20 protein-coding genes are annotated in these 21,827 nt (G+C 67.7%); 7 read left to right on the top strand and 13 right to left on the bottom strand.

All coding sequences use genetic code 11. The features are described 5' to 3' along the window. Positions 1-25: 25 nt before the first annotated feature. Positions 26-946 (bottom strand): LysR family transcriptional regulator, encoded by a 921-nt coding sequence (locus AC1RHV_RS19365; protein ID WP_119449246.1) that lies wholly within the window; start codon positions 944-946, stop codon positions 26-28. A 124-nt stretch (positions 947-1,070) separates the two neighbouring features. Here AC1RHV_RS19365 and AC1RHV_RS19370 point away from each other — a divergent pair, with 124 nt between their 5' ends. Genes AC1RHV_RS19370 through AC1RHV_RS19380 form a run of 3 tightly spaced genes read left to right on the top strand, consistent with a single transcriptional unit; the run spans position 1,071 to position 2,891 of the window. Then, entirely contained in the window at positions 1,071-1,649 is a 579-nt protein-coding gene (locus AC1RHV_RS19370) for a chromate transporter (protein ID WP_054452241.1), read from the top strand. Then, positions 1,646-2,170, top strand: a complete 525-nt coding sequence (locus AC1RHV_RS19375) for a chromate transporter (protein ID WP_054451587.1) — start codon at positions 1,646-1,648, stop codon at positions 2,168-2,170. The genes AC1RHV_RS19370 and AC1RHV_RS19375 overlap by 4 nt, the downstream gene beginning before the upstream one ends. A gap of 34 nt (positions 2,171-2,204) precedes the next feature. After that, positions 2,205-2,891 carry a DUF1345 domain-containing protein gene (locus AC1RHV_RS19380; RefSeq protein ID WP_125473546.1) on the top strand — a complete coding sequence of 229 codons (687 nt, stop codon included), beginning with the start codon at positions 2,205-2,207 and terminating at the stop codon, positions 2,889-2,891. Between the two features lie 52 nt (positions 2,892-2,943). Here AC1RHV_RS19380 and AC1RHV_RS19385 read toward each other — a convergent pair whose 3' ends face one another. The 7 genes from AC1RHV_RS19385 to AC1RHV_RS19415 all read right to left on the bottom strand — a co-directional run bounded on the left by AC1RHV_RS19385 (position 2,944) and on the right by AC1RHV_RS19415 (position 12,099). Further along, complete coding sequence (locus tag AC1RHV_RS19385; protein ID WP_192352649.1) at positions 2,944-4,062, bottom strand: methyltransferase; 1,119 nt, start codon at positions 4,060-4,062, stop codon at positions 2,944-2,946. A gap of 118 nt (positions 4,063-4,180) precedes the next feature. Further along, positions 4,181-5,848 carry an OFA family MFS transporter gene (locus AC1RHV_RS19390; protein WP_054451584.1) on the bottom strand — a complete coding sequence of 556 codons (1,668 nt, stop codon included), beginning with the start codon at positions 5,846-5,848 and terminating at the stop codon, positions 4,181-4,183. A gap of 108 nt (positions 5,849-5,956) precedes the next feature. Further along, complete coding sequence (locus AC1RHV_RS19395) at positions 5,957-6,214, bottom strand: formate dehydrogenase subunit delta (protein WP_054451583.1); 258 nt, start codon at positions 6,212-6,214, stop codon at positions 5,957-5,959. Positions 6,215-6,232: 18 nt separating this feature from the next. Beyond that, a complete protein-coding gene (fdhD, locus tag AC1RHV_RS19400) occupies positions 6,233-7,054 on the bottom strand; it encodes a formate dehydrogenase accessory sulfurtransferase FdhD (RefSeq protein ID WP_310534958.1) in 822 nt (273 codons plus the stop codon). A gap of 29 nt (positions 7,055-7,083) precedes the next feature. Continuing rightward, positions 7,084-9,960 carry a formate dehydrogenase subunit alpha gene (fdhF, locus tag AC1RHV_RS19405; protein ID WP_054451581.1) on the bottom strand — a complete coding sequence of 959 codons (2,877 nt, stop codon included), beginning with the start codon at positions 9,958-9,960 and terminating at the stop codon, positions 7,084-7,086. A 13-nt stretch (positions 9,961-9,973) separates the two neighbouring features. Then, positions 9,974-11,545, bottom strand: a complete 1,572-nt coding sequence (locus tag AC1RHV_RS19410) for a formate dehydrogenase beta subunit (RefSeq protein ID WP_175212474.1) — start codon at positions 11,543-11,545, stop codon at positions 9,974-9,976. Then, positions 11,542-12,099, bottom strand: a complete 558-nt coding sequence (locus AC1RHV_RS19415; RefSeq protein WP_054451579.1) for a formate dehydrogenase subunit gamma — start codon at positions 12,097-12,099, stop codon at positions 11,542-11,544. Before AC1RHV_RS19415 ends, AC1RHV_RS19410 begins: the two co-directional genes overlap by 4 nt. Positions 12,100-12,239: 140 nt before the next feature. Between AC1RHV_RS19415 and AC1RHV_RS19420 the strand changes: the two genes are divergently transcribed. From AC1RHV_RS19420 to mobA, 3 genes are read left to right on the top strand one after another with little or no spacing between them, the layout of a single operon-like run. Next, entirely contained in the window at positions 12,240-13,319 is a 1,080-nt protein-coding gene (locus AC1RHV_RS19420; RefSeq protein ID WP_492301725.1) for a substrate-binding domain-containing protein, read from the top strand. A 35-nt stretch (positions 13,320-13,354) separates the two neighbouring features. Beyond that, positions 13,355-14,449 (top strand): GTP 3',8-cyclase MoaA, encoded by a 1,095-nt coding sequence (moaA, locus tag AC1RHV_RS19425; RefSeq protein WP_119449253.1) that lies wholly within the window; start codon positions 13,355-13,357, stop codon positions 14,447-14,449. Continuing rightward, positions 14,442-15,056: a molybdenum cofactor guanylyltransferase MobA gene (mobA, locus tag AC1RHV_RS19430; protein WP_492301727.1), complete on the top strand. Its 615-nt coding sequence runs from the start codon at positions 14,442-14,444 to the stop codon at positions 15,054-15,056. Before moaA ends, mobA begins: the two co-directional genes overlap by 8 nt. Here the strand turns inward: mobA and AC1RHV_RS19435 are convergent. From AC1RHV_RS19435 to moaC, 5 genes are read right to left on the bottom strand one after another with little or no spacing between them, the layout of a single operon-like run. After that, positions 15,041-16,246: a molybdopterin molybdotransferase MoeA gene (locus AC1RHV_RS19435; protein ID WP_054451577.1), complete on the bottom strand. Its 1,206-nt coding sequence runs from the start codon at positions 16,244-16,246 to the stop codon at positions 15,041-15,043. The genes mobA and AC1RHV_RS19435 overlap by 16 nt on opposite strands. A 3-nt stretch (positions 16,247-16,249) precedes the next feature. Further along, complete coding sequence (moaB, locus tag AC1RHV_RS19440) at positions 16,250-16,771, bottom strand: molybdenum cofactor biosynthesis protein B (RefSeq protein ID WP_054451576.1); 522 nt, start codon at positions 16,769-16,771, stop codon at positions 16,250-16,252. 13 nt (positions 16,772-16,784) lie between these two features. Continuing rightward, positions 16,785-17,252 (bottom strand): molybdenum cofactor biosynthesis protein MoaE, encoded by a 468-nt coding sequence (locus AC1RHV_RS19445; protein WP_054451575.1) that lies wholly within the window; start codon positions 17,250-17,252, stop codon positions 16,785-16,787. Positions 17,253-17,257: 5 nt separating this feature from the next. After that, positions 17,258-17,509: a MoaD/ThiS family protein gene (locus AC1RHV_RS19450; protein ID WP_054451574.1), complete on the bottom strand. Its 252-nt coding sequence runs from the start codon at positions 17,507-17,509 to the stop codon at positions 17,258-17,260. Next, positions 17,490-17,978, bottom strand: coding sequence for a cyclic pyranopterin monophosphate synthase MoaC (gene moaC / locus AC1RHV_RS19455; protein ID WP_042794830.1), 489 nt, complete (start codon positions 17,976-17,978; stop codon positions 17,490-17,492). Before moaC ends, AC1RHV_RS19450 begins: the two co-directional genes overlap by 20 nt. Positions 17,979-18,149: 171 nt before the next feature. On the opposite strand from moaC, the gene AC1RHV_RS19460 reads away from it, so the two are divergent. Further along, positions 18,150-21,794: a DUF748 domain-containing protein gene (locus tag AC1RHV_RS19460; protein WP_492301729.1), complete on the top strand. Its 3,645-nt coding sequence runs from the start codon at positions 18,150-18,152 to the stop codon at positions 21,792-21,794. Positions 21,795-21,827 lie beyond the last annotated feature (33 nt).

The following is a 21,827-nucleotide window of genomic DNA, read 5'->3' on the forward strand; positions in this document are numbered from 1 at the left end:
TGCCGGGCAGTGTAGCGCTGCGCGCTCAGGCCGGCGATTCCTCGCGCTGCCGCCGCGCCTCGCCGATCAGCTTGCGGGCCGCGCCGGAGAGCGCTTCGTCGCGCCAGATCAGGTTCAGCGGCGCGCGCAGTTCCGCGGGCTGGGCCAGGTTGACGTAGACCACGCCTTCGATGTTCACGCGGCGCAGCGACGCCGGCACCAGCGACACGCCCAGGCCGGCTGCCACCAGGCTCAGGGTGGACAGCATGCGCGGCGCTTCCTGGGCCACGCGCGGGCTGAAACCGGCGGCGCCGCAGGCCGCAATGATGGCGTCGTACAGGCCTGGCCCGCTGTGGCGGCGGTAGAGGATCAGCGATTCGTCGGCCAGTTCCGACAGCGCGATGCGCTTGCGCGGCCGGCCCTTGACGGTTGGGTGGTCGGCGGGAAACGCGGCCAGCATGGGCTCTTCCAGCACGGTTTCCACCACCACGCCCGGGCCCAGGCCATAGGGACCGCGGATGAATGCCACGTCCACGCGGCCCGCGCCCACGGCCTCCATGAGTTCGCCGGTGCTGCTTTCCTCCAGCACCAGCCGCACATTGGGCGCCGTTTCGCGGAAGCGGCGGATGACGGACGGCACGAAGGGATGGAACGCCGCGGACCCGGTGAAGCCCACGGTCAGGCGCCCGGCCTCGCCCTGCGACACGCGCCGCACGCCTTCCACGGCCTGGTCCACCAGGGCCACGATATTGCGCGCATCGTCCAGCAGCGCGCGGCCGCTTTCGGTCAGCTCCATGCCGCGCGGCAGGCGGTGGAACAGCGTCACGCCCAGTTCCTGCTCCAGCACGCGGATCTGCTGGCTGAGCGGCGGCTGGCGTATGCCCAGCCGCGCCGCGGCCTTGGTCAGATGGGATTCCTCGGCCACGGCCAGGAAGTAGCGCAACAGCCTCAAGTCTACGGATGCCATATTCAACCGATATGAATATATAGATAGTCATATATTAGACATTATCCAAGGCGAAGAGTAGGCTGCAATCTCGTTGTCCTTCCCTGGTTCCACTCCGCGCCGCTTCGGCGGCGCCGGCATGAAAATGATGAACGCAGCACCTTCCACCTCCGAGGCCGATCTGCGGCCTCCGCCCACGTGCGGGCAATTGTTCTATGGCTTCCTGATGCTCGGCCTGACGGCCTTCGGCGGCGCCTTGCCGCTGGCGCGCCGCATGGTCGTCGAAAAGCACCGCTGGCTCAGCGGCGCCGAGTTCACCGATCTGCTGGGCCTGTGCCAGTTCCTGCCCGGCGGCAACATCATCAACCTGTCGGTGGCGCTGGGCATGAAGTTCCGCGGGCCGCGCGGCGCGTTCGCGGCGCTGATGGGCCTGATCCTGGCGCCGTCCGCCATCGTGGTGCTGCTGGGCATGGTGTACGACCGCTTCCAGAACGATCCGCACATCCAGCACCTGTTTGCCGGTCTGGCGGCCGCGGCCGCGGGCCTGTTGATTTCCATGGCGGTGAAGATCGGGGTGCCGGTGGTGAAGCGCCGCGACTGGCTGGCCGGCGTGGTGGCCACGGCCTGCTTCATTGCCATCGCCGTGCTGCGCATTCCGCTGCTGCCCACCATGGCGGTGCTGACGCCGCTGAGCATCCTGATGGTCTGGAGGCAACGTCGATGATCCACACACTGATCGCCCTGGCCCTGATCTTTTCCGAACTGTCCGTGCTGGCGTTCGGCGGCGGCAACACCATCCTGCCCGAGATGCAGCGGCAGGTGGTGGACGTGCATGGCTGGATGACGGCGGCGGACTTTTCCGCGCTGTTCGCCCTGGGGCAGGCCGCCCCGGGTCCCAATTTGATGGTGGTCACGCTGGTGGGCTGGCATGTGGCGGGCGGCCTGGGCATGCTCGTCACCACCATCGCCAAGTTCGGCCCGTCGTCCATCATCACTGTGATCGCGCTGGGCCTGTGGGAACGCTTCAAGGACCGGCCCTGGCGCGGCGTCATCCAGGCGGGCATCTTCCCGATGACGGTGGGATTGGTGGCGGCCAGCGCGGCGCTCATCACCGAAGCCTCGGTGCATACCTGGCTGTTGGGCGCCATTACCGCTGTGGTGGCGCTGCTGGGCAGCTTCACCCGCATCCATCCGTTGTGGCTGCTGTTTGGCGGCGCGCTGGTCGGTTTGCTCGGCATCGGTTAGCGTTAGGGCTGCTCACACCAAAAGGAGCAGCCGCATGCCGCCGCTCAAGGATTTCGAGCCCGAGGACGACTCCGCCGCTGGCGCCGCCCTGCCGTTTTTCCATGCGCATCGTCGCCTGGTCGGATGCGCTGGTTTGCTGCTGGTGACGGCGGGCGGCCTGTATGCCCTGGGCGTGCCCTGGGTGCTGTCGCTGCTGCTGGGATTCGATGCGGGGGCGCTTGTGTTCCTGTTGATGACGGCGCGGGTGTTCGGCCGCACCAGCGCGGCGGCCATGCGCCAGCATGCGCAGCAGCAGGACGTGGGGCGCACCGGCGTGCTGTGGAGCAGCGTGGCGCTGTCCTGCATGGTGATGATGGCGTTGTGGGTCGAACTGCGGGGGGAAGGCGGCGCGGGCGACGTGCTTGCCATGTTGGCCGCCGCCGTCACCATCATCCTGTCATGGCTCTACATGAACATGATCTTCGCGCTGCACTACGCGCATGGCTATTACGGCCACCGCAACGCCATGCACAAAGGGCTGGATTTCCCGGGTACCGATGAACCCGACTACTGGGACTTCGCCTATTTCGCGCTGGTGCTGGGCATGACGTTCCAGGTGTCGGACGTGCAGATCGTGAACCGGCGAGTGCGCCGCACAGCCCTGACGCACAGCGTCATCGCCTTTTTCTTCAACGTCTTCATCATCGCCATCAGCGTGAACGTCGCGGCGGGGCGGGCCTGAAGCCGCGCCCCGGGGGCTTGCACCAGGCCGGGCCGCGTCAGGCCGGGCCGCGTCAGGCTGCGCCCAGGCGCCACAAGGACGTGACTTCCTTCGAACGGGCGGCATGCAGCGGGTCGCTCGCGTCCTGCGCGCGGCCGTGCGTGGGACGGGTGTCGATGCGCTCGATCACGCGCAGGCCGGCCTGGCTGATCATTTCCAGCAGCGCTTCGCGGCTGCGCAGGCCCAGGTGTTCGGCCAGGTCCGACAGGATCAGCCAGCCCTCGCCATTGGGCGTCAGATGCGCCGCCAGCCCATTCAGGAAACCGCGCAGCATGCGGCTGTCAGGGTCGTAGACCGCATGCTCGACGGGCGAGCTGGGGCGGGCGGGCAGCCACGGCGGGTTGCACACGATCAGGGAGACCCGGCCTTCGGGGAACAGGTCCGTTTCTTCGACGTCGACCTGCTTGGACAGGCCCAGCCGCTCCAGGTTTTCGCGGGCGCAGGCCAGGGCGCGCGGATCGGTGTCGGTCGCGATGACACGCTTGCCGCCGCGGCGCGCAATCACGGCGGCCAGCACGCCTGTGCCGGTGCCGATGTCGAAGGCCACGCTGCCGCGCGGCATCGGGGTGCGCGCCACCAGGTCGACGTACTCGCCGCGCAGCGGCGAGAACACGCCGTAGTGCGGATGGATGCGGGCATTCAGGGCGGGAATTTCCACGCCCTTCTTGCGCCATTCGAAGGCGCCGATCAGGCCCAGCAGCTCGCGCAGCGACGCGACGTAGGGCTCCTCGGCGGGGCCATGGGCCTCTTCGCAGGCGAGCCGGGCGTCGGGTGCGCGGCGCAGCGGAATGCCGTGGCCGGCGTCGAACGGAATCAGCAGCATGCCCAGGATGCGGGCGCGCTGGGACTGGATCTGGCGGTGCTGGTTGAAGGCGTCCAGCAGGCTGTCCACGGGCTTGCGGGGCCGCTTGTCGACCCGCCGCGTGATGGCCTGCAGCAGTTGCCGCGCGTTCTGGAAGTCGCCGCGCCACAGCAGGCCGACACCTTCGCAGGCCTGGCGGTAGGCCATGTCGGCGGTCATGGTGTCGTCCGCCACCACTACGCGCTTGGGCGGCGCGGCGCCGGATTCGGAGCGCCAGCGGGCGGCGTGCGGGGTCTGGTTTTCTTCCCAGCGGATTTCAGGGACGGTCAACGTGTCGCTCCAGCAAGGCGGGGCGCGCGGGGCAGGGTGGTCATGGATAAAGCAAAAAAGAAGGGGCGCGGGCTGCCAATGTAGCAGCTTCGCGCCCCGTCGCGGCGTCCGCTTGGGCTCAGTGGAACAGCACCACCGCCTTCTGCAGCGTGATCCAGATGCCCCAGGCCAGGGGGATGCCGACGCAAGCCCAGGCAAACACCACCAGCGCCGCCGGCGTGCGGAACGCGGATGTTCCGACCCCGTGCGTTTCCGTGGCAACGGCGCGTTCGTGGGCCAGCGCCTTCTCGCGCGCCAGTTCCTCGTCATTCATGAAGTACTTGGGGTTCACGGGCCGGATCGCCAGGTTGCACAGAAAGCCCAGCACCAGCATCCCGGCCAGGATGTACATGGTGATGTCGTACACCTGGGCGCGCGGCACGCCGATGGACAGCTGGTATTCGCGGATGTAGTTCACCAGCACCGGTCCGAAGATGCCCGCCGCCGACCAGGCCGTCAGCAGCCGTCCATGGATGGCGCCGACCATCTGCGTGCCGAACAGGTCGGCCAGATACGCCGGCACGGTGGAGAAGCCGCCGCCGTACATGGACAGGATGATGCAGAAGGCGGCCACGAACAGGGCCAGCGCGCCGATGTGCGCGGTCCAGGGGATGGCCGAATACAGCGCGAAGCCCAGCACGAAGAAGATGAAGTAGGTGGTCTTGCGGCCCAGCTTGTCGGACAGGCTGGCCCAGAAGAAGCGGCCGCCGATGTTGAACAGGCTGAGCAGGCCGGTGAAGCCGGCGGCGATGGCGGCGATGGCCGCCAACTGGCTCTTGTCCAGTTGCGAGTAGCCCAGTTCAGGCTGGTTGATCAGGCCGCCGCCGAACACTTCCTGCAGCAGCGGCGAGGCCATGCCCAGTATGCCGATGCCCGCCGTGACGTTCAGGCACAGCGCCCACCACACCAGCCAGAACTGCGGCACGCCCCAGACGCGCTGCACATGGACATGGCCCTTCGTGATCATGGCGTTGCCGGCATGCTTGGCCGGAGCGGTCCAGCCCTCGGGCTTCCAGCCGGTCGGCGGCACGCGGTAGCCCAGCGCACCCGACATCATGAAGACGAAGTACACCGCGGCCATGGTCAGGAAGGTCTGCCAGACGCCCGGCGATTCAGGCGTGGCGAAGTGGCGCATCAGCAGGTCGGCCAGCGGCGCGCCTATCATGGCGCCGCCGCCAAAGCCCATGATGGCCATGCCCGTGGCCATGCCGCGGCGGTCGGGGAACCACTTGATCAGCGTGCTCACGGGCGAGATGTAGCCCAGTCCCAGGCCGATGCCGCCGATGACGCCCGAGCCCAACCACAGCATCCACATCTGGTGCAGGTACACGCCGATGGCCGAAATGACCAGGCCGCCACACCAGCACAGGGCCGACACCACGCCCGCCTTGCGCGGGCCCGCGCGTTCCAGCCAGCCGCCCCACAGCGCGGCCGAGCAGCCCAGCAGCACGAAGAACAGGGTGTACATCCACCCCATGGTCGAGATCTTCCAGTCGCAGTTGGTGGCGAACAGCTCGGCTGCGAGGCTCATGTCCGCGGGGCAGGCCAGCGGCTTGGCGCCGCCCACGACCTTGGACAACGGCAGCCAGAACACCGAGAAACCGTAGGCCATGCCGATGCACAGGTGGATGGCCAGGGCGGCCGGGGGAACCAGCCAGCGCGAGAAGCCCGGTCCGGCGATGGTGCGTTCCTTATCGAAAAAACCCGGCTTCGAACCGGGCAGGTCCAGCGTGGCAGTGCTTTGCATGTTGTCTCCTCTTTGGGGGCCGCTCGTTGGCGCGCGTGGTCCGGCATCCGGCCGGTCCCGCCGCCTTTTCTTGTGATTGTTCCTGCCGTCTTGCCTGTCGCCGACGCGTTACGCCACGCGGGCCAGCGGTGTGAGGCGCTGGCGGTTCTGGGTGACCGCTTCCAGCACCAGCGGGTGCAGTCGTTCCCCGCCGGCGTCGCCGTCGGGGTTTTGTTCGAGAAAGTTCAGGAGCTCATTGCGCATGCGCGGCTCCCAGAACTTGTGGATATGGTTGGCCACGCCCTCCAGGGCCTCGGGCCGGTCGGGCATGGCTTCGAAGAATTGGCCGATGCGGTTGGCCATGCGGATCAGGTTGCCGATTTCCATGCTTGCGTGAAGTCCGGTTCAGGAGATGATGCGTTGGGGGTGTGAGTACAGTGTGGCGTCGTCGCCGCGTAGAAAACCCAGCAGGCTGACGTTGGCTTCATCGGCCAGGCGGATGGCGAGCGCGGTGGGTGCGGAGACGGATGCCAGCACCGCGACGCCGGCGGCGGCGGTCTTCTGCACCATTTCGAAGCTGGCGCGGCTGGACACCACCACGATGCCGTCGCCAGCATGCATGGCCTGGCGTGCCAGTGCACCTATCAGTTTGTCCAGCGCGTTGTGGCGGCCCACGTCCTCGCGCACCAGCGCGACGGCGCCATCGGCGCCCGCCCAGCCGGCGGCGTGGGTGGCGCCCGTGATGTCGTGCAGCGCCTGGCGCGCCCGCATGTCGCGCATGGCGGCCAGCACGGCCTGGATGCGCACGGGCGAGCCGTTGGTGACGGGCGCGACAGGCCGCAGCACTTCGGGCAGCGTTTCCACGCCGCACAGGCCGCAGCCGGTGCGCCCGGCCATGGCGCGGCGGCGGGACTTCAGCCGCACTTCACAGGCAGTGGAAATTTCCAGCTGGACCACGATGCCGTCGCATTGCGGCAGCAGGTCGATGCCGCGCACGTCGCTGATGCCGTCGATGATGCCTTCGGACAGCGCGAAGCCGACCGCGAAGTCTTCCAGGTCGGCCGGCGTGGCCAGCATGGTGGCGTGGCTGATGCCGTTGAACTCCAGCGCCACCGGGGTTTCCTCGGCCACGGAGTCGGTTTCGATCTTGGGGACCAGGACACCGCCCCGCACGCGGGTGACCTGTACCTGCGTGCAATCGGGGCGGGAAGGCGGTGGCGTGGGCATGTCGACGTCCTGGCGTTTCGGGCTGGCGGTTATTTCCCGGTCAGCGCCGCCTCGCTTTCTCGCGAACGCTCGCGCAGCAGCTTTTGCTGGATGTCCGCAAAGCGCGACCACTGGCGTTGCCACTCCGAAGGCTGCGACACGCGCGTGACCTGCACGGCCGTCACCTTGTACTCGGGGCAGTTGGTGGCCCAGTCGGAGCTGTCGGTGGTGACGACGTTGGCGCCGGACTCGGGAAAATGGAAGGTGGTGTATACCACGCCCGGCTGCACCCTGTCGGTCAGCGTGGCCCGCAACACGGTCTCGCCCGCGCGGCTCTGGATGCCGACCCAGTCGCCGTCCTTCACGCCGCGGTCCTCGGCGTCCTGCGGATGCAGTTCCAGCACGTCCTCGCCATGCCACATGACGTTGGGGGTGCGCCGGGTCTGCGCGCCCACGTTGTACTGCGACAGGATGCGGCCCGTGGTCAGCAGCAGCGGGAAGCGGCGCGTGCTGCGCTCGTCCGTGGGCACGTACTTGGTGATCATGAACTTGCCCTTGCCGCGCACGAACTCGTCGATGTGCATGATGGGCGTGCCATCGGGCGCTTCTTCGTTGCAGGGCCATTGCAGGCTGCCCTGCTTGTCCAGCTTTTCGTAGCTGACGCCGGTGAAAGTGGGCGTCAGGCGCGCGATCTCGTCCATGATCTCGCTGGGATGCTTGTAGTTCATGGGGTAGCCCAGCGCGTTGGACAGCGCCACCGTCACTTCCCAGTCGGACTTGCCGTTCTTGGGTTCCATGACCTTGCGCACGCGCGAGATGCGGCGCTCGGCGTTGGTGAAGGTGCCGTCCTTTTCGAGGAACGAGGAGCCGGGCAGGAACACGTGGGCGTACTTGGCCGTTTCGTTCAGGAACAGGTCCTGCACCACGATGCATTCCATGGCAGCGAGGGACGCCGCCACGTGCTGCGTGTTGGGGTCCGACTGCACGATGTCCTCGCCCTGGCAATACAGGCCCTTGAACGAACCGCCCAGCGCAGCCTCGAACATGTTGGGGATGCGCAGGCCGGGTTCCGGCTGCAGGGTCACGCCCCAGTCCTGTTCGAACTGCGCACGCACCGTGTTGTCGGAGATGTGGCGGTAGCCCGGCAGCTCATGCGGGAACGAGCCCATGTCGCACGAACCCTGCACGTTGTTCTGCCCGCGCAGCGGATTCACGCCCACGCCTTCGCGGCCGATGTTGCCGGTGGCCATGGCCAGGTTGGCGATGGCCATGACGGTGGTGGAGCCCTGGCTGTGTTCGGTCACGCCCAGGCCGTAGTAGATCGAGCCGTTGCCGCCGGTGGCGTACAGGCGCGCCGCGCCGCGCACCGCCTGCGCCGGCACGCCGGTGATCTCTTCCATGGCTTCCGGCGAGTTCTCAGGCAGCGAGACGAAGTCGCGCCATTCCTTGAAGGCCTTGGCTTCGCAGCGTTCAGCCACGAAGTCCTCGGCGATCAGGTTTTCGGTGGCGATCACGTGGGCCAACGAGGACAACAGGGCGGTGTTGGTGCCGGGGCGCACCTGCAGGTGGAAGTCGGCCTTGATGTGCGGCGAACTGACCAGTTCGATGCGGCGCGGATCGATCACGATCAGGCGCGCGCCCTGGCGCAGGCGGCGCTTCAAGCGCGAGGCGAACACCGGATGGCCGCTGCTGGGGTTGGCGCCCATCACGATGACCACGTCGGTGTGCATGACGGAATCGAAGGTCTGGGTGCCGGCGGATTCGCCCAGCGTCTGCTTCAGGCCGTAGCCCGTGGGCGAGTGGCAGACCCGCGCGCAGGTGTCGACGTTGTTGGTGCCGAAGGCCGCGCGTACCAGCTTTTGCACCAGCCAGGTTTCTTCGTTGGTGCAGCGCGAGGAGGTGATGCCGCCGACCGCATCGCGGCCGTACTGACCCTGGATGCGGCGGAACTCGGAGGCCGCATAGTTGATCGCCTCATCCCAGGACACTTCCTTCCAGGAGTCGGTGATGTGCTTGCGGATCATGGGCTTGAGCACGCGTTCCTTGTGCGTGGCATAGCCCCAGGCGAAGCGGCCCTTGACGCAGGAATGGCCGCGGTTGGCCTGGCCGTCCTTCCAGGGCACCATGCGCACCACTTCCTGGCCCTTCATCTCGGCCTTGAAGCCGCAGCCCACGCCGCAATAGGCGCAGGTGGTCACGACCGAGTGCTCGGCCTGGCCCATCATGATGACGGTCTTTTCCTGCAGCGTGGAGGTCGGACAGGCTTGCACGCAGGCGCCGCAGGACACGCATTCACTGTCCAGGAAGGGCTGGTCCTGCCCCGGCGACACGCGCGACTCGAAGCCCTTGCCGGAGATCGTCAGGGCGAAGGTGCCCTGGGTTTCCTCGCAGGCGCGCACGCAGCGGTTGCAGACGATGCACTTGGACGCGTCATAGGTGAAGTACGGATTGGACTCGTCCTTTTCGCTCTTCAGGTGGTTGGCGCCGTCGTAGCCGTAGCGCACGTTGCGCAGGCCCACCACGCCGGCCATGTCCTGCAGCTCGCAGTCGCCGTTGGCCGGGCAGGTCAGGCAGTCCAGCGGGTGGTCGGAGATGTACAGCTCCATCACGCCGCGGCGCAGGTCGTGCAGCTTGGGGGTTTCGGTGTAGACCACCATGCCGTTCTCGGCGGGGGTGGTGCACGACGCCGGATAGCCGCGGCGGCCTTCGATCTGCACCAGGCACAGCCGGCACGAACCGAAGGGCTCCAGGCTGTCGGTGGCGCACAGCTTGGGAATGTTGATGCCGGCCTCGGCGGCCGCGCGCATCAGCGAGGTGCCTTCGGGCACCGTGATTTCCTGGCCGTCTATGGTCAGGGTGACGGTTACGGCGGACTCGCGCGCCGGCGTGCCCAGGTCGCGATCGCGCTTGATGACGGTTTCTAGCATGTCGGTCTCGGGTTCAGGCCGCGTGCGCGGCAGACTGGGAGGACTCGATGCCGAAGTCCTGCGGGAAGTGGTTCAGCGCCGACAGCACCGGGTAGGGCGCCATGCCCCCCAGGGCGCACAGCGAGCCGCCCAGCATCGTGTCGCACAGGTCGCGCAGCAGATGCACCTGCTGCTCGCGGCCGGGGCCGCCCGCGACGATCTTGTCTATGGTTTCCACGCCGCGGGTGGAGCCGATGCGGCAGGGCGTGCATTTGCCGCAGGATTCGATGGCGCAGAACTCCATCGCATAGCGCGCCATGCGCGCCATGTCGACGGTGTCGTCGAAGGCCACCAGGCCGCCATGGCCGACCATGGCGGATATCTGGATGTAGGCCTCGTAGTCCAGCGGCACGTCCCATTGCGATTCCGGCAGGTAGGCGCCCAGCGGGCCGCCCACCTGCACCGCGCGCAGCGGGCGGCCGGAGGCGCTGCCGCCGCCGAAACCGTACAGCAGGTCGCGCAGGCTCAGGCCGAAGGCCTTCTCGACCAGGCCGCCGTGCTTGAGGTTGCCGGCCAGCTGGAACGGCAGCGTGCCGTGCGAGCGGCCCACGCCATAGTCGCGGTAATAGGCGGCGCCCTTGGCCAGGATGATGGGCACGGTGGCCAGAGAAATCACGTTGTTGATGACCGTGGGCTTGCCGAACAGGCCCGAGATCGCCGGCAGCGGCGGCTTGGCGCGAACCACGCCGCGCTTGCCCTCGATGCTTTCCAGCAGCGAGGTTTCCTCGCCGCAGATATAGGCGCCCGCGCCCTTGCGCACTTCCAGGTCGAAGCGGCGGCCGCTGCCGTGCACGTCATTGCCCAGCCAGCCCACGCTGCGCGCCCGCGCGATGGCGGCTTCCAGCGTGTCGATCGCTTGCGGATATTCCGAACGCACGTAGATGTAGCCGTAGGTCGCGCCCACCGCCAGGCCGGCGATGGTCATGCCTTCGATCAGCACATAGGGGTCGCCTTCCATCAGCAGGCGGTCGGCGAAGGTGCCGGAGTCGCCTTCGTCGGCGTTGCAGACGATATATTTCTGGGTGCCGGGGGTGCCTGCGACCGTCTTCCATTTGATGCCGGTCGGGAACGCCGCGCCGCCGCGGCCGCGCAGGCCCGAGGCCACCATTTCGTCGACGATCTGCCCGGGCTCCATGGCCAGGGCGCGTTGCAGGCCCTGCAGGCCGCCATGGGCGGCGTAGTCCTGCAGGGACAGCGGATCGGTCACGCCGACGCGGGCGAAGGTCAGGCGTTCCTGGTGCTTCAGGTAGGGGATTTCTTCGGTCAGGCCCAGGCGCAGCGGATGCTCGCCGCCACTTAGCCAGCCGGCGTCGAACAGCGCGGCGACGTCTTCGGGCTGCACCGGCCCGTAGGCGATGCGGCCTTGCGGGGTAGTGATTTCGACCATGGGTTCCAGCCACAGCAGGCCGCGCGAGCCGTTGCGCACGATCTGCACGGACAGACCGCGGGCGTCGGCGGCGCGTTCGATGTCGCGCGCCACCGTGTCGGCGTCCATGGCCAGCGCCGCGGCGTCGCGCGGCACGTAGATGACAATGGGGGAGCTCATGATTGCGCCTCCCGCGTGCGGGCCAGCAGTCGGTCGAGCTTTTCCGGCGTGACGCGGGCATGGGGCCGCCCGTCGATCATCACCGCCGGCGACTGGGCGCACAGGCCCAGGCAGTACACCGGTTCCAGGGTGAAATCGCCGTTCTTGCTGTTGGCGTGGAAATCACAGCCCAGCGCCGTGCGCGCATGGGCGGCGAGATGTTCGCCGCCCATGGCCTGACAGGCTTCGGCGCGACAGACCTCCAGGGTGTGGCGCGCCGCGGGTTCGCTGCGGAAATGCGGATAGAAGGTGATGACGCCGTGGACCTCGGCGCGGGACAGGTTCAGGGCCTCGGCGATGGTCTGCACCGCCGCGGCCGGAATACAGCCCAGTTCATGCTGGACCGCGTGCAGCACGGGCAGCAGCGGGCCGGGCTGGTCCTTCAGCCGGGCGAGTATGCGGGCGGTGGCCGCGATGGCCGGGGTGTGGGACGCCTGGGCCGCGTCCAGGGCCATCTGGCCGCCGCGGGCGCCGCCGCTGGACGCCAGATCGGATGTTGCCTCGCGCTGATGCACGTCGGTCTCCTCCTGTGTTGCTGTTGTGCCGGGCTGGATGTTGTTCGGTTTTATATGTTTTAAAAAACATATAAAACTCCCTCCAACCGCGTTATTTGTGTACTCTAACGGGGTAATTCACCGTCTTCAATAAGAAATAAATGACATATAAGTTCCGTATCGGCCTGCGGCCGCAATGGACCCTGGGCGGAGACGACGACCCGGCACCCGTGCCATTGCAGGATATGCTGGCGCTGCTGTCCGCGATCGATGCCACTGGCAATATTGCCGGGGCCTGTCGCGCCTGTGGCCTGTCGTACCGGCATGCCTGGGGCGTGCTGCGCCGTTTCGAGGCAATCTTCGGTACGCAGTTGCTCATCACCAACCGCCGCCAGGGCACGCAGCTGGCGCCGTTCGCGCAGCGCCTGCTGTGGGCCAACCGCCGCATCGAGGCGCGCCTGATGCCCACGCTGGACAGCATGGCCTCGGAACTGCAGGAAGAACTGGAGCGCCTGCTGTCCGAGAGCGGCCCGCATCTGCGGCTGCATGCCAGCCACGGCTTCGCGGTGGAGTCGCTGATGCAGCACATGGGCAACCGCAAGCCGGGCCTGGAATTGCGCTACCGCACCGCCATCGAGGCGCTGGCCTCGCTGGAGCGTCGCGAGTGCGACCTGGCGGGCTTCCAGGTGCCGCTGGGCGATTTCGAAGCGCCCATCATGGAACGCTACGCCCAATGGCTGCATGCTGACGAGTACATGCTGATCCACTTGGCGGTGCGCAATGCCGGCCTGTTCGTCACCGCCGGCAACCCCAAGCACATACGCGGCATGGCTGACCTGGCGCGGCCCGACGTGCGTTTCGTCAACCGCCAGATCGGCTCCAGCACGCGCTATCTGGTGGGCCTGATGCTGCAGCGGGCGGGGGTCTCGATCAGCGAGGTCCAGGGCTACGAAACCAACGAGTTCACCCATATGGCCATTGCCGCGCACATCGCCAGCGGCATGGCCGACACGGGCGTGGGGGTGGAAACGGCCGCCTGCCGCTTCGGACTGGACTTCATCCCGCTGGTGCGGGAACGCTATTTCTTCGCCATCCGCAAGGCCTCGCTGGAGACGCCGGCCATGCGCGACCTGCTGTCCATCATGCGCAGCCCGGACTACGTCGGCTACGTCGGCCAGCTGGCGGGCTACGACGCCCGCGACACCGGCAGGCTGCAGTCGCTGCAGGAGGCCTTTCCATGAGCGCGAAACGCGATGCGCCGGGATATGATGCTCCCATGAGCAAAGTGATCTTTCTTGCCGATCGCCGCAGCGGCCCGCTGGCGCCCGGCGAACTGCCGCCGCACGGACAGCCCGCGCTGGACCAGCGCGCGCGTCCCTTGCGCGACCTGCGGATTTCGGTCACGGACCGCTGCAACTTCCGCTGCACCTACTGCATGCCGCGCGAAGTCTTCGACAGCAGCTACACCTTCATGCCGCATTCGGCGCTGCTGTCGTTCGAGGAAATCAGCCGCCTGGCGGGCATCTTCACGCAATTGGGCGTGGAGAAGATCCGCCTGACGGGCGGCGAGCCGCTGCTGCGCAAGCATATCGAGAACCTGGTGGGCCAGTTGGCCGACCTGCGCACGCCCGCCGGCCGCCCGCTGGACCTGACCCTGACCACCAACGGCAGCATGCTGGCGCGCAAGGCCGAGGCGCTCAAGAGCGCCGGGCTCACGCGTGTCACCGTCAGCCTGGATGCGTTGGACCCGGCCATGTTCCAGGGCATGAGCGACAGCGGCTTCACGCCCGACGACGTGCTGCGCGGCGTCGACGCCGCGGCCGAGGCCGGGCTCGCGCCGGTCAAGGTCAACATGGTGGTGCGACGCGGCCTGAACGACGGGCAGATCCTGCCCATGGCCGAACGCTTCCGCCATTCAGGCCACATCCTGCGCTTCATCGAATACATGGACGTGGGCAATACCAACGGCTGGAATCTTGCCGAGGTGGTGCCCAGCCAGGAAGTGCTGGACCGCATCGGCGCGGCCTATCCGCTGGAACCCGTGGCCAGCGGCGAAATGGGCCGCGTGGCCGAACGCTGGCGCTACCTGGACGGCGGCGGCGAGATCGGCGTCATCTCCAGCGTCACGCACGCCTTCTGCGGCGGCTGTACGCGCGCGCGCCTGTCGCCGGAAGGCAAGCTCTTCCTGTGCCTGTTTGCGCACGATGGCTACGACCTGCGCGCACCGCTGCGCGACGGGGCCAGCGATGCCGAACTCGCCGGCATCATCGCGGGCATCTGGGCGGGGCGCAACGACCATTATTCCGAGCTGCGCGGCCGCAACATGGCCGACCCGGCGCGCAAGATCGAGATGAGCTACATCGGTGGCTGAAGCGTTTGCCAGCAGGGGCATCGCCGGCCTGATCCTCGCGGGCGGCCAGGGCGCGCGCATGAACGGACAGGACAAGGGCCTGGTCGTGTTGCGCGGCGAGCCCATGGTGGCGCACGTGGCGCGCCGCCTGGCGCCGCAGGTGTCGCGCCTCGTCATCAGCGCCAACCGTCACCTGGATCTCTATGCCCGCTACGGCGCCGTCGTGCAGGACGGCGAAGCCGATCTGGGCGCCTGGCAAGGGCCGCTGCTGGGCATTGCCGCGGGCCTGGATGCCGCACGCCAGGAGGCCTGGCTGGTGGTGGCGCCTTGCGATACGCCGTTCCTGCCCACGGATTTGGCAGCGCGCCTGGTGCGCGCGGCCGAGTCCGCCAATGCGCCCATGGCCTATGCGGTGGCGGACGGACAGCGCCATTCGGCCTGCATGGCCTTGCGCACGTCGCTATTGCCCGATCTGCTGGCATACCTGCGGGCCGGGGACCGCAAGGTGGGGCTGTGGCAGGCGAGGATGGGCGCGGTCGAAGCCTGCTTCGACGACGCGCCCGATGCCTTCATGAACGTCAACACGCCAGATGAGCTGGCGCGGGCCGAGCGCTACGCCAACCAGTGACGCAGGTCGTAGTAGGCGACCCGGTCCTTGTCCTGCACTTGCACGTCGGCCGGCAGTCGGGCCAGGCCCGTCGCCCAGGGCAGCGAGCTGATCACCCCCGAACCCTGATGGCCGTAGGGCACCAGTTCGGCGCTGCCGTCGTCGGCCAGACGGCGCTGCACGCGCAGGAATTCCTCGCGGCTGTCCTGGCGTGGATGCTCGGTGCGCAGCGGCAGCAGGCTGGTCGGCGGGAACAGGGTTTCGCGGCCTTGCATGCGGCGCATCAGCGGCGTCACCAGCAGGGTGAACACGGCGTAGGCCGACACCGGGTTGCCGGGCAGGCCGACCACGGGCTTGCCGTCGATCTGCGCCAGCGCCACCGGCTTGCCCGGCTTCATGCGCACCTTCCATAGCGCCAGTTCGCCGCCCAGCGAGGCCAGCGCGGGCTTGACCAGATCGCGTTCGCCCACCGACACGCCGCCCACGCTCACCACCAGGTCGCAATCGGCCAGCAGCGTCTTGAATGCGGCGTGCAGGTCGGCCTCGGTGTCGCGGGCGTGCAGCACGTGCACGGGCAGGGCGCCCATGCCGCGCGCCAGGGCGGCCAGCATGGGGCCGTTGGAGTTGTAGATCTGCTCGGCCGCGCGCGGCTGGCCGGGCAGCACCAGCTCGTCGCCGGTGGTCAGGATGCCCACGCGCAACTGGCCGAACACCTGCACGCGGGCCAGGCCTTGCGAAGCCATCAGCGCCACGTGGGCGGCTTCAAGTACGGTGCCCGCGGCCAGCAGCGGCGCGCCGGCCATGGTGTCTTCGCCGCGGCGGCGGATGTGCTGGCCGGCCTTGGGCGCACGCGAGATTTCCACCTGGCCGTCGGCTTCGGTGGTGTCTTCCTGCATGACGACCGTATCCGCGCCTTCGGGAATCAGGCTGCCGGTGAACAGGCGGATGGCGTGGCCAGGCTTGAGCGGTTCCGGCATTTCCCCCGCGTAGCAGCGCTGCTGGATGGGCAGGCGCACGCCGGCGCCCCAGTCGGCCACGCGCAGCGCATAGCCGTCCATGGCGCTGTTGTCGGCAGGCGGTATGTCCACGGTGGCGGTGAGATCGGCGGCCAGCACGCGGCCGGCGGCATCGGCCAGGCTCACCTCTTCGCTGCGTTGCAGCGGCCCCGCGGCGTTGGCCAGCAGGGTCTGGGCTTGATCAAAATCCAGCATGGGTCAGTTGTCTTCTTCGCGTTGCTTGAAATGGGTGGCGAAATTGCAGGGGCGGTGACTGCTGTCCAGCTGCTCGCGGATGATCTGCGCCCAGGCGGTTTCGCAGGCGTTGTTCGAGCCGGGCAGGCAGAAGATCAGCGTCTGGTTGGCCGAGCCGGCAAAGGCGCGCGACTGGATGGTGGAGCTGCCGATCTCGGTATAGGAGATCTGGCGGAACAGCTCGCCGAAGCCGGGAATCTCGCGGTCCAGCAGGGGCATGATGGCCTCGGGCGTGTGGTCGCGATGCGAAAAGCCCGTGCCGCCCGTGGTCAGGATCACCTGCACCTCGGGATCGGCGATCCAGTCGCTCATGATGCGGCGGATCTGATAGATGTCGTCCTTGACGATGTCGCGGCGCACGCACTGATGGCCGGCATGCGCGAGGCTATGAGCCAGCAGATTGCCGGAGGTGTCGTCGCCCGCGCTGCGGGTGTCGCTGACCGTAAGCACGGCGCAGGCCAGCGAAACAAGGCTTTCGTCGCTCATGGATTTTCCTCTTCTAGGCGGTGGTGTCTTCATCCCAGGACTGCGTGCGGTCCTGGTCGGATTGGCGTTGCTCCACCCAGAAGCTGCTGCCGCCCGCGAGGGTTTCGCGCTTCCAGAAGGGCGCGCGCGTCTTGAGCGCGTCGATGATGTATTCGCAGCCGCGGAAGGCGTCGCCGCGATGGGCGCTGGCCGCCGCGACGAAGACGATCTGGGCATTGCGGTGCAGCGCGCCCACCCGGTGCACGATGACCGTGCCGGCCAGGTTCCAGCGCGCGCGGGCGGTCGCGGCGATCTCTTCCAGTTCACGTTCGCACATGCCTGGGTAGTGTTCGAGAAAGAGCGTGTCGGTGGGCGTGTCGGGCGCGTAGTCGCGCACATAGCCCACGAACGTGACGATGCCGCCCACGCCCGGGCCGGCGCTCTCCCGCAGCGCGGCCGTGAGCGCGGCGCCGTCGAAGTCGGCTTCCTGGACGCTGATCATGGCGTTCAACCTCCGGTGACGGGTTCGAATACCGCGACCTCGTCGCCCGCGCGGATGGGCGCGGACGGCTTGGAGTGGGTCTGGTTGATGGCCAGCTTCAGGCGCGCGGAGGGCGCCAGCTGGGGGTAGCGTTCGCCCAGCGCGGCAAGCAGCTGCGCGCCGGTGGACTCGCCTTCCAGTGGCCAGGCTTCGGAGCGCTTGCCGACCAGTTCGGCCACGCGCGCGAAGTAGAGAAGATTAATCGTTGCGCCATTCACCGCTTTTTCCTCCTGCCTTGTACTTAAGGCGAACTTGCTCGATGACGATGCCCTTGTCGGCAGCCTTGCACATGTCGTAGATGGTCAGCGCGGCGACGCTGCAGGCCATCATGGCTTCCATTTCCACGCCGGTCTTGTAGCTGGTGCGGCAGGTGGCCAGCACGTCGATGCGGTGTTCGGCGTCGTCCAGCGCGAACTCGACGCCGACGAAGGCCAGCGGCAGGCTGTGGCACAGCGGGATGGTGTCGGCGCAGCGCTTGGCGGCCAGGATGGCGGCGACGCGGGCGGTGTTGAGGACTTCGCCTTTGCCCTGGCCCGGCTGGGTCAGCAGGCCATAGGCGACGGCGTTCATGCGCACGCTGGCGGTGGCGATCGCCACGCGCTCGGTGTCGGTCTTGGCGATGACGTCGACCATGCGGACCTGCCCGGCTTCATCCAGGTGGCTCAAGGTTGGGGTGGGCGTGGACATGGGAATCGGGAGCGATAATTGTTAATGATTGAAAAGGGCGGTCCCGGCTGGCCGGATCGGCCCATCGATACGCCTATGATAGACGAGCGGTGCAGGGGGCGCGATAATCGCGCCTGTAGTCATTAGAAGGACGGAAACGCTCGTCCTTCAATTCGTATCAGGAGACGCGCAATGCCCTTGCGGATGCCCAAGCTTCGGTTAACCCGCCGGGTCGGCAAGATTCTTCTGGGTATTGCGGCATTCGTACTGATCCTTTTCGGGGTTGCCGCCTGGCAAGTCCCCAAAGTGCTGCACAACGTCCTGGTGCAGGACGTCTCCAAGATGATCGGGCGGGACGTCTCCGTCGGCGACATCAGCTTCAATCCCTTCACGCTGACCGTCCGCGCGCGCGACCTGGCCGTGGCCCAGCCCGATTCGCAGACGCCGCTCTTGACGCTGGCCGAGCTGGACGTCAGCGCGGCCTGGACTTCCCTGTTCTGGTTTGCGCCGGTCGTCGATCGAATGACGCTGCGCGAGCCTAACATCGCCATCGTCCGCGAGGACGTCACGCGCTTCAATTTCTCTGATATTCAGCAACGAGTGGCCGAATTGACGGCCGCCCAGCCCGAAGAACCGCCCAAGCCGGACGAAGGGCTGCCGCGCTTCTCGCTGAACAATATGGTGATCGAGAATGGCACGATCACGCTGGATGACAAGGTCACCGGCCGCAAGCAGGTGGTCGACGAGCTGGGCGTGGGCGTGCCGTTCATCTCCACGTTCGGCTACGCCACCGACATCGATGTGCAGCCGCGCGTGCATCTGCGCATCAACGGCAGCCCCTTTGATCTGAACGGCGTGGCGCGCCCCTTCGACAAGGTGCCCTCGTCCACGCTGCGCGTGGCCTTCAACGGGCTGCAACTGGAAAAGTGGGCGGACGTCTGGCCCATGCCGCTGCCGTTCAAGGTGGAAAGCGCGCTGCTGGATTCCAACCTGCAAGTGGTGTTCGAGCAGCCCAAGGACGCGCCGCCCAAGATCCGCGTGGTCGGAGACCTTGGCCTGCGGCGGCTGGACCTGCGCGACACCGCTGGCGCAAATCTCGTCGCCTGGAGCGCGCTGACGGTCACCCGCCTGGAACTGGAGCCCATTGCGCGCCACGCCTATGTGGGCGAGGTGGGCCTGTGGGCGCCGCAGATCCATGTGCGCCGCTACGCCAATGCCAACCTGAACTGGCTGGACGTGGTCGCCGGGTTGAAACGATTGGGCGGCGTGGAGCCGACCGCCACGCCGGTGGCCGACAAGCTGCGCAAGGCCAGCGGCCTGGACCCGGCCAAGGCGGGTGGCAAAGCCGGTCCCGCCGCGGCCCCGGCCCAGCCCCAGGCCCAGGGCGCGCCGGCCGCAGCGGGCGCAACCTCGGACCCCTCCGCCAAGGGCGCTGCGCCTGCAGCAGCAGCGGCCGCCGCCGCAGGAGCGCCCGCTGCGGGCGCTCCCGCCGCGGGAACGCCCGTCGCTCCCCCCGCCACGACTCCGGCAGGAACCCCGGCCGTGGACGCCGCCGCGCCTCAGCCGGCGCCCGCGCCCGCTGAATGGAAGGTCGAGCTGGATGCCTTCAATCTGCACGAAGGCGAGGTCTACGTCACCGACGCGGTCAGCAAGCTGGACTACGTGATGACCGGCCTGGCCGCGACGGTCGAGGGCGTGGCCCTGCCGCAGGTGTCCGGCCAGCCCATCAATTTGTGGCTGACCATGGACAACAGCACCGACGGCGGCTGGCTGCGCGCCAAGGGGCCGCTGGTCCTGAAGCCGCTGTCGCTGGAACTGGGCGTGCGCTTGGGCAACATTGCGCTGGCGCCCCTGGCGCCGGCCGTGCGCAACGCGGCGCCGATCGCGCTGCTGGATGGCCGCCTGGCCGCCAGCGCGCAAGTTCATGTGAAGGAAACGAACGGCGCGGTGGATGCATCCGCCAGCGCCGTGCAGGCCGACCTGACCCAATTCAAGGCCCGCGACGAATCCCTCAAGCCCGCCGTGGACATCGCGCTGCAAAGCCTGCGCGTGACCGCCGACCGCCTGGCCATGGGTCCGGGCCAGAGCAATTTCACCCTGGCCGCCGCCGGCATCCAGGGCAATGGCAAGCTCGATCTCAAGGGCGCGTTCACGCCGCAGCCGCTGACGGTGAAAACCTCCGTGGACTTGTCGGAACTGAACGTCGCGTCCTTTGCGCCCTATGCGGCCTCCAGCCTGAACGCCACGGTGCGCGCCATCACGCTGGGCGCCAAGGGCAACGCGGAGTTCGCCGCCGCGGCCGGTTCGGCGCCGATGAAGGCCAGCTGGAAGGGCGGCGTCGAAGTCACCGGCGTGGACCTGCAGGACCGAGTCAACAAGGATGACTTCCTGAACTGGAAGCGCCTGGGCTTTACCGGCATGGACATCTCGGTGGCGGGCGACAAGATCGGCGCCAAGCTGGGCGACATCGCGCTCGAGGATTTCTACGGCCGCGTGCTGCTCAACGCCCAAGGTCGCCTGAATGTCATGGACCTGGTGGCGGCTCCCGGCCAGGCCGGGGGCTCCATCACCCAGGACACCCAGACGCCTGGCCGCAGCGCCGCGCCGCCACCCGCCGCGCCCGCCGCCAAGGGGGGCGGGGGCATGCCGGACATCTCGGTTAACAGCGTCACCTTGAACCGCGGCCGCATGACCTTCACGGACCGCTTCGTCAAGCCCAACTACGTGGCCGAGCTCTCCAGCATCGAAGGTTCGATCACGGCGGTGTCGTCCACCAATCCCCAGCCCGCCAAGGTCAAGGTTACCGGGCGCGTCTACACCACCGCGCCGCTGTCGATCAGCGGGGTGGTGCAGCCTTTCGCCAAGTACCTGTCGCTGGACCTGAAGGCTTCGGCCAAGGGCGTGGACCTGCCGCGCTTCAACACCTATTCGGCCAAGTACGTGGGCTACCCCATCAAGCGCGGCAAGCTCTCGGTGGACCTGGAATACAAGATCAAGGACCGCGCGCTGCAAGCCACCAACCATGTGGTGCTGAACCAGCTGACCTTCGGCGACAAGACCAACAGTCCCGACGCGACCAAGCTGCCGGTGCTGCTGGCCGTGGCCTTGCTGAAGGACTCGCGCGGCAACATCGACATCAACCTGCCGATTTCCGGTTCGCTGGACGATCCGGAGTTCTCGGTGGGCGGCATCGTGGTGCGCGTGCTGCTGAACCTGGTGGTCAAGGCGGTGACTTCGCCCTTCAGTCTGCTGGCCTCGGCCTTCGGCGGCGGGGAAGAACTGTCCTACGTGGAATTTGCGCCGGGCAGCGCGGCGCTGACCGAGGACAGCCTGCAGCGCATCGACACGCTGACCAAGGCGCTGACGGACCGTCCGGCCCTGAAGATGGACATCAGCGGCCGCGCCGATCCCAAGACCGACATGGAAGGCCTGCGCCAGGCCTGGGTCGACGCCAAGATCCGCGCCGCCAAGGCAGCGGACGTCGCGCCGCGCGGCAAGAAGCCGAACCCGGCCGGCGTCGAGGTCTCGGGCGCGGAGCGCGCCAAGTATCTGGAAGAGGTCTACGACGACACGGACATCAAGGACAAGCCGCGCAACTTCATCGGCATGTCCAAATCCGTGCCGGCGGTGCAGATGGAGGAGATGCTGCGCAGCGTGGCGCCGGTGGGCGACGAGCAGTTGCGCCAACTGGCCGATGCGCGCGCGCAGGCGGTTTATGAGAAGCTGCAAGCCCAGGAAGGACTCGCGGATCGCGTGTTCATCGTTGCGCCGCAACTGGACGCGGATGGCATCAAGGACGAGGGGCAACCCTCGCGCGTGGACTTCTCCCTGAAGTGAACCAGGCTGGTCCGGAAGGCGGCGTCCAGCCGC

This window comes from Achromobacter sp. GW823-FHT04E03 (assembly GCF_058796095.1).

Excerpts from the sequence above, each read along its gene's own strand:
- fdhF (WP_054451581.1), bottom strand. The coding sequence starts at position 9,960 with ATGCTAGAAACCGTCATCAAGCGCGATCGCGACCTGGGCACGCCGGCG.
- moaB (WP_054451576.1), bottom strand. The coding sequence starts at position 16,771 with ATGAGCGACGAAAGCCTTGTTTCGCTGGCCTGCGCCGTGCTTACGGTC.
- AC1RHV_RS19460 (WP_492301729.1), top strand. The coding sequence starts at position 18,150 with ATGCCCTTGCGGATGCCCAAGCTTCGGTTAACCCGCCGGGTCGGCAAG.
- AC1RHV_RS19420 (WP_492301725.1), top strand. The coding sequence starts at position 12,240 with ATGACATATAAGTTCCGTATCGGCCTGCGGCCGCAATGGACCCTGGGC.
- moaC (WP_042794830.1), bottom strand. The coding sequence starts at position 17,978 with ATGTCCACGCCCACCCCAACCTTGAGCCACCTGGATGAAGCCGGGCAG.
- AC1RHV_RS19375 (WP_054451587.1), top strand. The coding sequence starts at position 1,646 with ATGATCCACACACTGATCGCCCTGGCCCTGATCTTTTCCGAACTGTCC.
- AC1RHV_RS19410 (WP_175212474.1), bottom strand. The coding sequence starts at position 11,545 with ATGAGCTCCCCCATTGTCATCTACGTGCCGCGCGACGCCGCGGCGCTG.
- AC1RHV_RS19445 (WP_054451575.1), bottom strand. The coding sequence starts at position 17,252 with ATGATCAGCGTCCAGGAAGCCGACTTCGACGGCGCCGCGCTCACGGCC.
- moaA (WP_119449253.1), top strand. The coding sequence starts at position 13,355 with ATGAGCAAAGTGATCTTTCTTGCCGATCGCCGCAGCGGCCCGCTGGCG.
- AC1RHV_RS19380 (WP_125473546.1), top strand. The coding sequence starts at position 2,205 with ATGCCGCCGCTCAAGGATTTCGAGCCCGAGGACGACTCCGCCGCTGGC.
- AC1RHV_RS19390 (WP_054451584.1), bottom strand. The coding sequence starts at position 5,848 with ATGCAAAGCACTGCCACGCTGGACCTGCCCGGTTCGAAGCCGGGTTTT.
- fdhD (WP_310534958.1), bottom strand. The coding sequence starts at position 7,054 with ATGCCCACGCCACCGCCTTCCCGCCCCGATTGCACGCAGGTACAGGTC.
- AC1RHV_RS19370 (WP_054452241.1), top strand. The coding sequence starts at position 1,071 with ATGATGAACGCAGCACCTTCCACCTCCGAGGCCGATCTGCGGCCTCCG.
- AC1RHV_RS19395 (WP_054451583.1), bottom strand. The coding sequence starts at position 6,214 with ATGGAAATCGGCAACCTGATCCGCATGGCCAACCGCATCGGCCAATTC.
- AC1RHV_RS19365 (WP_119449246.1), bottom strand. The coding sequence starts at position 946 with ATGGCATCCGTAGACTTGAGGCTGTTGCGCTACTTCCTGGCCGTGGCC.
- AC1RHV_RS19435 (WP_054451577.1), bottom strand. The coding sequence starts at position 16,246 with ATGCTGGATTTTGATCAAGCCCAGACCCTGCTGGCCAACGCCGCGGGG.